The 15,558-nt window shown below is 40.1% G+C and carries 12 protein-coding genes and 1 pseudogene; all 13 read right to left on the bottom strand.

What is annotated here, in order from left to right:
• Positions 1-3: 3 nt before the first annotated feature.
• Positions 4-1,926, bottom strand: a pseudogene (locus tag HJG58_RS02680) (two-partner secretion domain-containing protein); the annotation flags it as partial.
• Between the two features lie 46 nt (positions 1,927-1,972).
• Positions 1,973-3,712 (bottom strand): ShlB/FhaC/HecB family hemolysin secretion/activation protein, encoded by a 1,740-nt coding sequence (locus tag HJG58_RS02685; RefSeq protein WP_170247836.1) that lies wholly within the window; start codon positions 3,710-3,712, stop codon positions 1,973-1,975.
• A gap of 341 nt (positions 3,713-4,053) precedes the next feature.
• Positions 4,054-5,274 (bottom strand): chloride channel protein, encoded by a 1,221-nt coding sequence (locus HJG58_RS02690; protein ID WP_151302650.1) that lies wholly within the window; start codon positions 5,272-5,274, stop codon positions 4,054-4,056.
• A 303-nt stretch (positions 5,275-5,577) separates the two neighbouring features.
• Complete coding sequence (locus HJG58_RS02695) at positions 5,578-7,296, bottom strand: acetyl/propionyl/methylcrotonyl-CoA carboxylase subunit alpha (RefSeq protein WP_170247837.1); 1,719 nt, start codon at positions 7,294-7,296, stop codon at positions 5,578-5,580.
• Entirely contained in the window at positions 7,293-8,879 is a 1,587-nt protein-coding gene (locus HJG58_RS02700) for a 5-oxoprolinase subunit B/C family protein (protein WP_170247838.1), read from the bottom strand. Before HJG58_RS02700 ends, HJG58_RS02695 begins: the two co-directional genes overlap by 4 nt.
• Before the next feature lie 33 nt (positions 8,880-8,912).
• Positions 8,913-9,728, bottom strand: coding sequence for a putative hydro-lyase (locus HJG58_RS02705; RefSeq protein WP_170247839.1), 816 nt, complete (start codon positions 9,726-9,728; stop codon positions 8,913-8,915).
• A gap of 2 nt (positions 9,729-9,730) precedes the next feature.
• Positions 9,731-10,495: a LamB/YcsF family protein gene (locus HJG58_RS02710; protein WP_170247840.1), complete on the bottom strand. Its 765-nt coding sequence runs from the start codon at positions 10,493-10,495 to the stop codon at positions 9,731-9,733.
• 34 nt (positions 10,496-10,529) lie between these two features.
• Positions 10,530-11,783: an NRAMP family divalent metal transporter gene (locus tag HJG58_RS02715; RefSeq protein ID WP_014206320.1), complete on the bottom strand. Its 1,254-nt coding sequence runs from the start codon at positions 11,781-11,783 to the stop codon at positions 10,530-10,532.
• A gap of 344 nt (positions 11,784-12,127) precedes the next feature.
• Positions 12,128-13,039: a LysR family transcriptional regulator MumR gene (gene mumR, locus HJG58_RS02720; RefSeq protein WP_170247841.1), complete on the bottom strand. Its 912-nt coding sequence runs from the start codon at positions 13,037-13,039 to the stop codon at positions 12,128-12,130.
• 91 nt (positions 13,040-13,130) lie between these two features.
• On the bottom strand, positions 13,131-13,310 hold the full coding sequence (locus tag HJG58_RS02725) for a zf-HC2 domain-containing protein (RefSeq protein WP_002163210.1): 180 nt from the start codon (positions 13,308-13,310) through the stop codon (positions 13,131-13,133).
• Entirely contained in the window at positions 13,304-13,924 is a 621-nt protein-coding gene (locus HJG58_RS02730; RefSeq protein WP_005076757.1) for an RNA polymerase factor sigma-70, read from the bottom strand. Before HJG58_RS02730 ends, HJG58_RS02725 begins: the two co-directional genes overlap by 7 nt.
• A gap of 2 nt (positions 13,925-13,926) precedes the next feature.
• Positions 13,927-14,682: an HvfC family RiPP maturation protein gene (locus HJG58_RS02735; protein WP_170247842.1), complete on the bottom strand. Its 756-nt coding sequence runs from the start codon at positions 14,680-14,682 to the stop codon at positions 13,927-13,929.
• On the bottom strand, positions 14,633-15,496 hold the full coding sequence (locus HJG58_RS02740; protein ID WP_170247843.1) for an HvfB family MNIO-type RiPP peptide maturase: 864 nt from the start codon (positions 15,494-15,496) through the stop codon (positions 14,633-14,635). The genes HJG58_RS02735 and HJG58_RS02740 overlap by 50 nt, the downstream gene beginning before the upstream one ends.
• Between the last annotated feature and the right edge of the window lie 62 nt (positions 15,497-15,558).

The following is a 15,558-nucleotide window of genomic DNA, read 5'->3' on the forward strand; positions in this document are numbered from 1 at the left end:
ATTCTGAGCATTTAATACATTATTTAGAAATAAATCAGTTGTTTCTGCGATCAGATTAATATCTTTTTGAGAGGTGAGATTAGTATTTAATGTTAATTGACCTGCTTGCAATTGGATACTATCTTTGCTAGAGACCCCTTGAGCTGAAATACTTAAATTATTCTCGGCATCCAATGCAACTTTCCCTGTAATCTGGGGTAGAACTTTTGTTGCATTGTTCCAGACCAAATTTCGTCCACTATGAGCATTAATATTCTTGACTCGTGTTGCAGAATTTTCAAGTGCAAATCCAAGATTCTGTAAATTTACATCTCCTGAACTATATAAGTTTAAATCTTTACCCCCATAAATAGTCCCACCTCGGATATCAATTAAACCATCTGTATTTGAAGAATCTGCTTGTAGGTTTATTGAACCCAAGGATGCCTGTATCTGATTTTCGTTCAGTGAGAGCTTACCTTTTCCAGATACATTCAAATTTTGTGCTGCTATTAATTTTGCACCTTGTGCTGCAACCACATCTTTTTGTGACTGAATATAAGCAGAACCACGATTACTGGTGATGCCTGCGTTAGTTGCCAGATTGATGTTCGCTGCATCAACATATACATCCCCACTCTGTGCATCATTAAAAATTCGGCTATTCGCTGCTAAATTTAAATTACCTTTAGTATTGATCATTAAAGGAGAAGAAGCCAAGCTACCATTATTAATAATAATTTCTTTGGCATTTACATTCAGGTTATTACCTGAATCAATATTGAGCATGCTATTACTATTAATACTCCCTGATGAGTTGATATCTGCAACTGCACCAGTGCCCGTTGTCTGTATGTTCACTAAACCTTGGGTTTTACTGGTTGAACTGATTGTACCGCTATGCTCAATTTTCCCTGCACTGGTAATTACCAGATTGTTGACTGCCTGAAGAGTCCCTGCATTGGTAACGCCCAAGCCCTTTTCTGTCCCCATCAAATAGATGTTATTGGCATACATCCCGCCCAGTGCTTTCACGTCCACAGCTAATGTCGGTGCAGTCCCTATTCCTGTTTTAGCCATAACATTCTGTAAATCTGCACCGATAGTATTCGCCCCTGCAATCACCTGAATATCATTTTTGGCTCGGAGTTCTGCACTAAGTTCTAATGCACGAGCATAAAGGTCTACATAATTTACATCGTTATTATTTCCCCCTAATCCAAACTTAGAGTTAGGATTTGCTGAAACCGTAATTCTCCCTTGATCAACTGTGAACTGTTTAATACTACCATCGGCATTTAATTGAGGTTTACCCGTAGTAAAAATTGCCTTATTGGCATTAATAAAGCCACCGCCTTTAATGTTAATACCAGACGGGTTGGCAATAATCACATCTGCCATTTGCCCTGCGACTTCTAAGTTACCTTCAAATCTTGAAGCAGCTGTTGAATTTACCTCATTTAAAATAACTCGCGCTTCACCAGTCGCTAAAAATGGGTTTGCCCCTACGGCCCCTACTGTTTTGGTGGTTGCTCCTGTTCGACTGTTATTTAAAACAGCACCTTCAGCCAATACATCAAACTGTTTATAGATATTGTGGGAAATACCATTTTTGGGAGTCTGAATGTTAACCACTGGAACTGTTGTACCTGCTGAGTTCTTACCAGCACCAATGACTGCTCTATTCGCAGCATTTGCTGCACTATCTGCGACAATAGCAGCATAGACAGGAGCAAATGGTACTAATAAGCTAATACTTGCTACTAATGCCTTGACATGCCACAGTTGATGAAATGATTTTTCTTGTCCTGATGATTGTCCCGAACGCTCTATTTCTGAGGAGGTAGATTGTCCTGCCGCCTTGCTCTGGCTTCTAACATTCTCCGCAACAGCCATAAACATGTTACGAGCTTTGTTAAAAACAATTCGATAAAGATTTTTATTCATAAGTCAGTTTTCTCTAATTAAAATTAATTTTGTTTCTTAAGGAAACTTAATAAAAAGCATTTAGGCTAAATCCCAAAATCCAGTCTTTTTTTATACTTTTAGGTGCGATTAGGCCTCGCCCTGTAAAGGCATCAATATAAAAATGGTTGAGATAACTTCGTAGTCCTACGACACTTCCCATCAGATGACGCTGCCCAGCAATACTGTTCTCACCGTTCACCCATCCCTGATCTACAGCCATGTAAAATTGAGTATTAGGAATTTGTGTATTTACGCTGATTTCCTGTTGTAAATACTGTCCGTTATCGCCTGATAGCATCAGTTCACCATCAAAACCTCGAACGCTATAACGACCACCGATATAAAAACGATCATTAGGTACTAAAACTCGTGGAGCATATTGTCCACGCCAGTTCAAACGGTATTGAGCAGGGGTATCTAAAAGCAAAAATGGCATTTGAAAACGTAAATCGGCACTCCATATCGGTGCACGTGAATACCCTTCTGACGGTAATGGATTTTTATCAATATCCTTAATTTGTTCTTCTGGTGCTAACAATGCATCAAAGGCACCCGTACCGTGCCGATAATCCAAACCCGCATCTAATACAGCATCACCCAAATATTGCCGATGTTGTATCCCGGCATTCCAGCCTGAAGTTTTTCTACGTTGTACTTCGATTTCAATATCATCAATAAAGTTTGAATTTTGCTTATGGTAGAGCTTGCCATAGAGGCTGGTTTTATGTTGCCCACTTCGGCTAAGTACACGAGATACATTCAAATTACCCTGCTGACTTAAGCCGTGATAACGCAGTACACCATTTGCACCCAATACATTTTGCTCGTATTGATAACGGCTATAGCTAGTACTGAAATCATAATTTCCTAACGGAAGCTGATAACTTACAAAGTAGTTTTTATTTAAGTCTCGATGTAAGTTATCTAATGAATGACTAAAATTAAAAGAAAGAGAATCACTTAAATAGAATGGATTATTAATATTGAGTCCCAGACTACCTATATAACGACCTGTATCTTTACTCCCTGAATTATCCAGACCAAAATTTAAATTGATTTTTGATTGTGGCTGTAACTTAATAATCAGATCACTATACCCTTTAGCTTCCTGAACAGACTCATTTGACGGCACAATTTGTATATCTACCGTATGAGCACGTTTTAAGTTTTCGAGACCCTGATCAAGTTGTTGTAGATTAAGGACATCGCCTTCTTTAAATGGTAAAGCTGCTTTAAGTTGTAATAAAGAGAGTTGCTCACCTTCAACGATGATCTTACGTAAACGCCCAATCTGCACACCAAGTCGCAAAGAACCTTGCTGAATATCTTGAGGATCAACAGTAACCTGACTGGTAATAAAACCCTTTTTAATCAATTCATTTTGGGCGAAATTAACGAGGTTACGTAAGCTTTGCGTACCGATACACTTGCCAATAATCTTCTGGGGATGATTCCAGATTGCCCGAAGCATAAAGTGAAATTTATAGTGTTCAGGGTCCTGTAACGTCTTTCTATCAAAATCAATATTCTTGACCTTAACGCATGGCTCTTCCGAAACGACTATAGTTTTAAAATCCTGCAATTGGGTAGTGACAGGTTTAGGTGCAAGCTGAGTGATTTGCTCTTCTAATTGTTGATTAAGCTCTTTTAAACGTTGTTCCTGACGTATACGATCTGGTAAAGAAATATCATCGATAGCATAAGCATGTGTAGCTACCCCATACAAAAGAAAAAAAGCGTGAGTAAAAAAAATTTTGTTTTGCATAAAATGTTATTTTTAATTTACCAAATGGATAAAAAATCAAACAAAAACTACATGAATCATTCACAATCAACAATAAATGTCATAAAAAATTCATAATTGAAACATTTTTGGAAATTTTTTAAATATTTTTAATTTTTATTAATGTATATCTATAGTTTAAATATTTAGGAAACAATAGTTGTTCATTAAAATTAATTTCTATCTTCTTTTATAAAGATATAAATTCAATTCTTTTCATATTTTTAGAAGTATTTCATTTACTAGGCCAATTTTTATTATTAAAAAAAATTTAATAGGAGTTAAGCAACCTAAAACTACTCAACTCCTTAGAAAGGCTCACTCTAATCCATCAACTTTTTACGGCGATACAACCCACAATTCCCTGAAAATAGCGCTGCCAACAAACAAGTAATAATCGCATACGTGGCAACATTCATTCCAAATAGCTCAACAGCTAAAATAATAGACGTTAACGGTGCCTTACTCGCCCCAGAAAACAGGCTCACCAAACCTAAGCCTGCAAGCAATGAAAGTGGTAAGTTTAAAACCGCCCCTAACGCATTACCTAATGTCGCACCTACATAAAACAACGGCGTAATTTCACCACCTTTAAAGCCTGAACCTAAAGTGATGGCAGTAAAAATAGTCTTGTTAAAAAAGTCATAAAACTCAATCGGCACATAAAAAGATGAAATGATTTTATCTGTACCCAAACCGTTGTATTGCTGATGTGCAGTGAACAAAGTAAGTAGCATAATGACAATACCACCCGCCATTGTTCTTAATGGCAAATAACGCACATATTTATAAAAGACGTCACTCGCAAAATGGATGGCCGCAATAAAGAAACGTGCGACTAAACCAAAGATCAGACCTGCCACAATTAAGTTCATGAGCGTGCCAAAATGGATGGCTGGAAACTCACTAATCACATAGAAAATATGCGGATGAACAATATCAAATAGCTCAGGGATGGCCGATGCAATCAGCGCCGACACAAAACATGGAAAAATAGCTGAGTATCTTAAATTACCTAAAGCAGTAATTTCTAACCCATAGATTGCACCCGCCAGAGGCAAACCAAATACCCCTGCAAAGCCTGCACCAATACTGGCGATTAAACAAATTTTTCGGTTATCTTCCGAGACTTTTAATATATGGCTTAAGTGGTCAATTAAGGCACCTGAAAGCTGAACCGCTGGCGCTTCACGCCCTGCCGAACCACCAAACAGTTGCGTTAAAATTGAGGTAATAAAAATGATGGGGCTCATTCGCTTTGGAATAAACGACTTCGGTTGATGAATTTCATCAATCAGTAAATGGGTTCCCCGTTCAATCGGTGATCCATATTTTTTAATGAGATAACCAATACCAAAACCCACAAAAGGCAAAAAGTAGATGAGCCAGTGATGCAGACTTCTAACTTTGTTTGAAATATCAAAAGCGACAAAAATTAAAGTCGAGGCCAACCCCGCTACGACTCCAATCACAATCGAGATGACGAGCCAATAGACACTGTATTTTAGAATTTGATCATATTCAGATGAAGGTAGAATTTTCATTCGCTTTCTTCAATTCGCCTTTGAGTGAGTGCCAAATTCTCAAATTATTTTTATGCTGCCAGCTCATTAAGTGAGAAATGCTTAAACTGGGCTAAAAATTAAAGCCCGCATAAGCGAGCTTTCAATACAGTGATTAATTTTGATATCACTAAACTGTGATAAATATCTCACAATTTGGGCTGATTTTCAAGCTGAAAATGGTTAACGAGTACTGTGAAAAATAACGAACTGAGTGAATAAATAAGCATTCGATTTGACCCAATTAAACTAATGCTTAAGTGAGTCAAATCATTTATTCAAAACTTAATTAATACTCGCAATCACTGTTTCTGCATGGCAGGTCGCGCCCTTCTCTGCACCAATCTGGATAACACCACTGCGGTGTGCCAGTACCTGCACTTCCATTTTCATGGCTTCCATAATGGCGACCACTTGGCCTTCTATCACTTGCTCCCCATTTTCGACTTTCCAAGCACTAATCACACCATTAATTGGGGCGAGTAAATGCTCGGCACTGACTTCTGGCTCGGCTGTTTGCGCTTGAACGGCGGTTGCTGGGCCTTGTGCAAACATGCCCGCAGGTAAACCTAAACGGTGTAACTTGCCATCAATTTCAATGTAGCTAAGCAGCATTGGCTGTTGATGGTTTGGAATGCCACGTTTGGTTGGCTTTAACTCTTGTTTAAAGTCATTTTCAATCCAGCGCGTATGTACATTAAATTCATCTGTAAAGTCAGGTTCATTAAGTACCGCACGGTGAAAGTCTAAAACCGAAGCTACACCTTCAATTTTAAATTGTTTTAAAGCACGTTTAGCGCGAGCAATTGCAACTTCTCGGGTTGGACCAGTGACAATCAGTTTTGCCATGAGTGAGTCAAAATGGCTAGACACTAATGACCCAGTTCGAACACCTGTGTCGACTCGTACACCGTTACCAAACGGCGCTTCAAATAAACTAAGCACACCAAAGGCTGGAATAAAACCACGTGCTGGGTCTTCGGCATTGATACGAAACTCAATGGCATGGCCTTGGACTTTTGGTGTTTCTTTAATAGAAAGCTCATGGCCTTGTGCCACGCGAATTTGCTCTACCACCAAGTCGACTTTTGATGTTTCTTCAGTCACTGGATGTTCAACTTGCAAACGCGTATTTACTTCTAAAAAGGAAAGCTTGCCGTCACGACTCAGTAAGTATTCAACTGTGCCCGCACCGACATAGTCTGCGGCCTGACAAATGTTTTTTGCCGAGGTTAAAATTTGTTGATAAATCTCATCGCTAATAAATGGCGCTGGTGCTTCTTCGACTAACTTTTGGTTACGACGTTGCAATGAACAATCACGTGTGCCCAGTACCACAATGTTGCCATGTTGGTCCGCTATCACCTGCGCTTCTACATGACGCGGTTTATCAAGATATTGCTCGACAAAACATTCACCACGACCAAAAGCAGCTTTTGCCTCTCGCACTGCCGACTCATAAAGCTCTTTCACTTCTTCGAGTTTCCACGCGACTTTTAAGCCACGGCCACCGCCACCAAATGCGGCTTTAATAGCAATCGGTAAACCATATTGTTTGGCAAACGCTAAAGCTTCATCTGCATTATTGAGTGGGTCTTGCGTACCCTGAACTAACGGCGCACCTACAGAAGCTGCAATTTTACGTGCTTCGATTTTATCGCCTAGTTTTTCAATGGCACTTGGTGATGGCCCTACCCATTTTAAGCCCGCATCAATCACGGCTTGGGCAAATTCAGCACGTTCAGATAAAAAGCCATACCCCGGATGCACCATCGTCGCTTTCGATTTCTTTGCAACTTCGATAATGGCTGGAATATTTAGGTAAGTCTCGCTAGCAGTCGCACCAGCCAAACCCCATGCTTCATCTGCAAGTTCGACATGCATACTGCCAATATCGTCATCTGCATATAACGCTACTGATGAAATTCCCATATCACGGCAAGCATGAATAATACGAACGGCAATTTCACCACGGTTAGCAATCAATAATTTTTCTGTATTCATCTTTCATTCTCAAAATCTGTAAATTCGGCAATTTTTTTAAATTTGATGCGGCAACCTGCTGGAATCTGTGCCACCAAGTCCCAATGGTGTTTAGCAACAGAGCCAATGACCGGATATCCGCCCGTTAAAGGGTGATCATTCATAAACAAAACGGGCTGACCACTCGGTGGAATCTGCAAAGCACCAATACATGTGCCTTCACTTTCCAGTTCATGGGTAATTTTGCGAGTTAAAGGCTGTGCACCTGAAAGTCTTAGCCCGACTCGGTTGCTTTCATTGGTCACGAGCCATTCTTGCTGACATAGCAGTTCAATACTGTCTTGTTCGAACCAATCGGTACGTGGACCCATCACAATATCTAGCTCAACTACTTCGCCAGCTTGTGGCAAATCGTTTTTACCAACTTCATTTACGCTAATATTGGCTGCCTTTACTTGCCCTTGATAAATGGTATCTCCAAGTTTTAAAGGCTCTGGACCTAACACTGCCAAGCTATCAAACGAAGCACTATTGAGTACTGGCTCAACGTCTATTCCACCGCGAACAGCCAAATAATTTCTTAAGCCTGCTGTTGGTGGCTGAATTTGAAATTCATCGCCTTCATCCAAATCAATCGGTTGATAGCTTGCAAAGTCTGCGGCTTGACCATCGGCAAATTTCACCCGAATGTTTGAGATAGCCCCAGCCACTGCAATAACGCCCGCATGCTGCATTTTGGCTTTTAGGCCGCCATTTAAAACTTCAATAACTGGTGTATCGGTTGGATTACCTACAATACGGTTAGCACTGTGCATGGCAGATAAGTCCATTGCACCAGCCACGCCAACCCCAATATTGGTCTGGTTTAATCGCCCTTCATCTTGAATAAGCATTTGTAAACTTGGTACAGTGATCTTAAACAGTGGCACCGATTGTTTCGGCTCAACCGTACGCGTGATTTGCTGCGGTACAGTCACTGTCGTTTGGTTATGCGTCACATCTTCAAAATGTACGGTCATGCCCGGTAACAGTAACGCAGGATTTTTACGCTCTAAATCCCACATTTTTTCTGATGTAGTACCAATTAGCTGCCAACCACCCGGACTGTCTTTTGGGTAAATACCAGAGTATTTCCCAGCCAAGCCCAAAGAACCTGACGGTATTTTTTTACGCGGAACCGTTAAGCGCGGAATATCGGTAAAAGGCTTATCGGGACTGCTCATATACGCAAAGCCCGGCGCAAAACCAATAAAAGCCACATTCCACACACTTTGGTGATGTTTTCTAATCACATCTGCAACAGTCAGCCCTTGTAGCTCTGCAACTTGAGCAAGGTCTTCGCCGTTATAGCAAATCGGCACAATCACTTCTTGGCCGCTACGCTCAAATCCAGAATCAATTTTGAGACTCTGAATTGAAGCAACCAGCGTTTTAAAATTGGTTTCGATCTCATTAAAGAAAACCAAAATTGTTTTTGCAGCGGGGACTAAGTCTTTAATTCCATTCAATTGCGTATTTTGCAATTTATTGTACAACGCCAATGTTTCTTCTAGGCTTGCAAGCTCAATCAGGAAACAGTCGGCGTTTACCGATAAAAAACGCATTTGCTTATCCTTTTTAATTCTTCTTTAGTCCAGTTAGCCAATCCAAGCATGGTCAGGAATGTCGGTAATAAACATGTGACCCGGTGCATGACTAATCGCAAAAGGAATTTTCGAGTTCATGACGGCAGCTTGCGGTGTTACGCCACAGGCCCAAAACACTGGAATTTCACCCGCTTCAATACGAGAAGCATCGCCAAAGTCTGGCTTATTTACATCCAAAATTCCTAAGCTTTCAGGGTGCCCAATATGTACAGGTGCACCATGCACGCTTGGCATACGTGCTGTAATTTTTACCGCTTCACTAATTTGATGCGATGGAATTGGTCGCATGGAAACCACCATGTTTCCTGAAATACGCCCTGCTGGTTCGCACTTTATATTGCTCAAATACATCGGCACATTGGTATCGTCATGAATGTGGCGAACTTCTATGCCCGCTTCTTGCAAAGCTGTTTCAAACGAAAAACTACAGCCAATTAAGAAAGTCACCAAATCAGGACGAGCGTTATAAATCTCTCTTGCATCGGTCACTTCATCGACCATTTCGCCATCTTTCCAAATACGATAACGCGGAAAGTCGGTTCGAATGTCTGAGTCTGCTGCAAGCTTAGTTGCATAGATGCCTTCTTCGAGCACGTCAAGCACTGGGCAGCTTTGAGGGTTACGGTGTGCATAGAGCAAAAAGTCATATGCCCACTCTTTTGGCACCGAGATCATGTTGACCTGCGTCATGCCCGCAGCCATGCCTGCTGTCGGTTTATCAAAACCAGCACGGATTTTTAAACGCGCATCTAATGCGGCTTCAAGCTGAGCTGGGTCGACTTTAATATCCTTATACATGGTGCTCATCCTTATGCTTTATTTACAAATGGGTGAATTTCAATATTGTTTTTTACAAGCTCGGCTTTAATGGCAGCCGACATCTCTAGCGCACCATCGGTATCGCCGTGTAAGCAAATGGTGTCGGCTTGAATTGGGGTAAATACGCCGTCAATTGACTCAACTCCACCATTTTTAAGCATAGACACCACACGGCTCGCAACAAATGCCGAGTCATGTAAAACCGCACCTTCTAGACGGCGAGAAACTAATGAACCATCACTGTTATACGCACGGTCTGCAAATGCTTCAGACACAACTTTTAAACCCGCAGATCGTGCCTGTTCGACTAAGTTAGAACCTGCCAAAGCCACTAAAACCAATTCGGGGTTATACATTTTAATGGCATCAATCACGGCTGCTGCCTGAGCTTGGTCATGTGCAATGGTGTTGTAGAGCGCGCCATGTGGTTTAACGTATTGCACTTTTGAGCCTGCCACTTTAGCCAAGCCATCGAGTGCAGAAATTTGGTAAAGCACATCGGCAATCAATTCGTCACGTGACAAATCCATATTACGGCGGCCAAAGCCTACAAGGTCTGGGTAAGACACGTGGGCCCCAATAGTCACACCAAGCTCAACGGCTTTACGAACCGTTTTTAAAATGCCGAGTGGGTCGCCCGCATGAAAGCCACAAGCAATATTGGCACTGGTCACGACAGGTAAAATCTGGTCATCATTACCCATTTTCCATGAGCCAAAGCTTTCACCCAAATCACTATTTAAATCTACAAACATGGCATTATTCCTTTATCACTTCACGCAGTCTGGCTTAAAGCTTGGTCAAATAGTTAAACACAGTCGTAAACGACATATAGCCCATCCACCACGTTAACAGACATGTTAATCCACCCAAAATAAGCAACCATTTTGGATAGTTATAATTACCCATCAAATCTTTACGGCACGCGGCAACATACACAAAAATTGTAAGGCCAATTGGCAACACCAATCCGTTAAAACCACCTACGAAAATGAGTAGGCCTGCCGGAGTTGCACCCAATAACACATAAAGCAATAAAGCCAATGCGATAAAGGTAATGGTCGTATAGTTGGTTTGTTTTGGTGTTAAGTTCTTTTTAAAGGCAGTAAAGAATGACACTGAAGTATATGCTGCGCCAATCGTGCTACTAATCCCTGCTGCCCAGAAAATTAAGCCGAATAATTTAAAACCAAATGTACCCGCTGCATATTGGAATGCTTGAGCTGCCGGATTGGCGTCATGGCTGGCTAAATCAATCGTTGCACCGCTCACCACCACACCTAAAAAAGCCAAGAACAACACATAGCGCATGATGCCGACCACAACAATGCCCTTGGTCGCAGCTTTAGCAACTTCATCAATATTTTCAGGGCCAACAGCGCCTTTATCTAGTAAACGATGTGCACCTGCATAACAGATATAGCCACCAACCGTTCCGCCAACAATGGTAGTAATAATGGCAAAGTCGATCTGATCTGGAGCAAAGGTTTGGTGTACAGCTTGCCCAACTGGAGGCATCACAATGACAGCAACGATAATAATCAGGAGGATTTTAAGTAATCCCAACACGATCATGCTTTTATCCATGGCAAGCGTTGCTTTTCTTGAAGCAAAAATCAAAATGGCTAAAGCACCACTTAAAATACCGCCCCACTTTGTGTCTAAGCCAAAAAGTGCATTTAAACCTAAAGCTGCACCGGCAATGTTACCGACACTAAAGAAAAACCCGCCCAAAATCACCAGAAACGCCAGTAAATAACCACTACCCGGCAATGCTTTATTGGCAATGTCTGATGCACGCATTTGAGTAAGTGTGACCACTCTCCAAATATTTTGTTGAACCACATAATCAATCAAAATGGAAACTAAAATGGCAAAGCCAAATGCCGCGCCTAACTTGACTGTAAATACAGCAGTTTGGGTTAAAAAGCCGGGCCCCATTGCAGAGGTCGCCATCATAAAGATCGAGGCCACAATGGCCCATTGGCGATCTGATAAAAAAGAAGATTTCAGTAAAGACATATTAATGCGTTCCTCATCCATTTGAGCTTAACAACGCTATTTTCAAGTTGAACCAAGAACACCATTTTTCGTCCCAAACGATATTCTTTAATCCTTTTAAATGACAAAGATTCCCTGTTCCCCAATCAACACAATCGGTGATCAAATCTTGTGTCTAAAATAAAAACATAGCTAATCCCTACGGACAATAAGACTTTTTACATAAAATTAAAATTTCAAATATTTGATTTCTAATGATTTATTAATTGTAAAAAAATCAAGATAAGCTTTACTTATTGAAGTTAATAAGCTGCTTTTATGATTTTACATACAAAACAGCTTTTTTAAATAAGAAAAAATAGGGATACAAGACACACAAAAACAGCTTATTTTTTAATTTGCTCATTGAGTCTTTTCATAGCGCATTCAGAGACCTTAACCGCAACTTCGGTCAATTTCTCTTTTAATGCAACATCGTTTCCTTGAATGTAGATCGAGGTGAAATGAAACATCTTTAACTGAATCGGTGTATTTAATATTTCTAGTCGCCCATCAGTAATTTCTTTTAGTGCTGTTAAGGTCGGCACCACAGCAATACCCAAGCCCTGCTCGGCTAAACGCAACAGCGTTGCCAATGAATAACTGGTAATTGAAAGTGGTTCATCAATCCCTTGCTCTTTCATTCGTGCTTTCAATTCTTTATAGGGATAGGTAATTTTTGGATAAGTTAAAATGGTATGTGACATTAAAGTTTTAAAAGACATTTGAGCAACTCCACCTTTAAACGACGGTGAAGCCAAGAAACTTAGTTCAAAGTCACACAATGCCTGTTCAATACATTCAAAAGCCAACGTTGGCCCAAGCAAAAAGGCCATGTCCAAGTCACCTGTACGTACACCTTCTTGTAAGTTAGGCGTAAGGTCTACCACAATTTCTACTGAAATTTTTGGGAACTCTTGCTGAACCTTTTCGATATATTCAACCAACCATGTATAAACAATAGTTTCGGAAACGCCTAAACGAATGGTGCCAGTCAGGTGTTGATTTTCAGTCAGTTCAGCCACCAGATCTGTCTCTAGTCGCATAAATTTTTCGGCGTACTTAAATAAAGTTAAGCCTTTGTGTGTTGGTTTAAGCTGCCGATAACTTCGATCTAAAACTTTAAAGCCTAATTCATTTTCAAGAGATGTGATTTTTTGAGAAACCGCAGGCTGGGTGGTTTGTAATTTAGTCGCGGCCTTATTGAAGCTTTTTAAAGTCACAACCCAATAAAATGCTTCAAGATTCTTTAAATTCACGTTTCATCCTGTCTTAAAAAACTCCTCTACTTTTATAGTATGGGAGTTGTTAGCGTGATTAGGCTAGCAATAAATAAATTTTTAAATAAAATTAGCCATCAAAACTTTTAAATGCCTTAGAAAGCTGACTAATTGTTTTGATCTGTTTTGAATAACGGCGGCATGAGCGGCACGCCAATAAATGCAGTTGTAAACCACTTTGCTCACGTAATAACAATGGTCTATCTTGCTTTTCAGACAACAGTTGAGTGGCTTGTCGACATGTCAGCATGAACAATCCTCCTTCAATAACCATTTATTTTCTAAACATTCACGTAATCTGGTACGACTCCGATACATCAACACATTAAAGTTTGAGATAGACAATTCCAACTTGCTACAAATCTCATTAGAACTCAGCTCTATCACCTCTCTCATCATAAAAACTTGAGCATATTTGGCAGGTAAATGATTTAAACAAGCTTCAAAAATCATCCAAAAATCGGCCTGCTCCATCATTTCTTCAGGGCTTTGCCATGCTTGAGGCGCTTCATATTTATGCCAATGTCCAGAAGCATCAAACAGTGCATCAATACTCAGTTCACTTTCCTCATCTTTAAATAATTCTGTCATTGAGACCAAACGCGATTTTTGCCGAATCACATCAATAATTTTATTTTTTAAAATCGCGAACACCCATGTTTTAAACGCAGCACGTCCTTTAAATGAATCTAAATGCTGGAAAGCACTCGTTAATGCCTCTTGCACCACATCTTCAGCTTGAGGAAGAGAAGAAAGCTGTAAAAAAGCAAATTTTATCATTTGCTGTCTTAAGTCTTGTAAAAAGGCTGGATTATGCAACTGATCCCCTATTTCTTCATGATCTGATGCCACGGCTGAAGTCATCCTTATACCTCTTTAAAATCATGAGGAGTTTGAATCAATCGCATTCGAGTTAACAGTGCTTTTAGTTCTTGAATCTGCAGATAAATATCATGTTCAGACAAATCAGTGAGTACAGATTGAATGAGTGTATGAATATCTTGGTCAGTTAACTTTACATTTTGAGTCAACTGTTCAATTACCATAGCAAACAAAGGCGAAAGCTGTTCAATACATACTTTGTCTTGTTCATCTCGCCAGACCATAATTGCTCCAGGCATAGGCTCGACCTGTTCTGGAGTCATTAAAGTTGTCCACCTATAAACGGGATATTGATAAACCAATACCCATACCTTCGTGGTTAACTGCCAATCACAGTTTTCCTGCAAGACTATTTTTTCAATTTCAACAGTGTCTAAATACAACTCAAGCCATTCAAACTGCAACAACTCAGCCAACCAAGAATAGTCTTGCAATATTGGGTGTTTCTGATCTGTCAAATACTCTCTAAACTCCAGAGAAATATCATTATACAAAGGTGAGCGACACTGGGCTTTTTGAAAAAACTCCGAGAGTAATTGTTGCCACTTTAACTCTGGCAACATCGCACGAGCCACGGGATAAACTAAATCAATAAATGAACAGACATTATTAAAAAGTAAATCTCGATAAATATACATTTGTTCGGCAGGAAGAGCTTGAGGTAATTCCAAATCAGGATCACGAATCCAGTCACAAAACTGTTGTTGCATGGTCTGAAAGGATATTTGATTTTCCTTCATAGCCACTCTCCTGTTGTTGAATTATTTTAATTTTGGCTAGCTCCTCTTCTAGCTCTCGCCATGATGGAATATTAAAGTCGCGCTCAAGTAAAGTTGCCTTCACACCACACACTTGATAGGTATATCTCAATAGTTCCCATACGCGATCACAAACCTCTGCACCATGCGTATCAATTAATAAATTTTTCTGAACTTGTTCATGCCCAGCAATATGTAAATAACGGATTCTCTCTTTTGGCATGTCCCGAATAAATCCAAACGCATCACTGCCATGATTAATACTGTTGACATAGACATTATTTACATCCAGCAGCAAATCACAGTCTGCATATTGAAGAACTTCACGGATAAATTCCGCTTCACTCATTTCAGCATTGGGCATTAAATAAGTAGAAACATTCTCTATGACTAATCTTCTTCCTAAAATATCTTGAACACGTAAAATACGTTCAGCGACATATTGAACAGCCGCTTCGGTCATGGGGATTGGCAACAAATCATATAAATAGCCGCCATCATTTGTATAACTTAAATGTTCAGAATAAATCGAGACATCATATTGTTCTAAAAAGCTTTTTATTTTTTCGATAAATTCAAGATTGAGTGGATGAGGACCGCCAATAGACAATGACAAGCCGTGACAAATTAATGGAGCTTTTTCAACACACTGTGCGAGTAATTTCGCGTGTCGTCCACCAAAACCTAGCCAGTTTTCAGGAGCAACTTCGATAAAATCGGGACATGTTTTTGCATCTAAAAACGAATCTATAAAATCACGCCTTAAACCCAGCCCTACGCCTGACAAATCTATCATGGTGATTTCTCCTTTTAGAAACGATGCCGACACTTACCAGAAGGTCGACATCATCCATGATC

It is taken from the genome of Acinetobacter geminorum (assembly GCF_013009345.1).
GTDB classification, from domain to species: Bacteria; Pseudomonadota; Gammaproteobacteria; order Pseudomonadales; family Moraxellaceae; genus Acinetobacter; species Acinetobacter geminorum.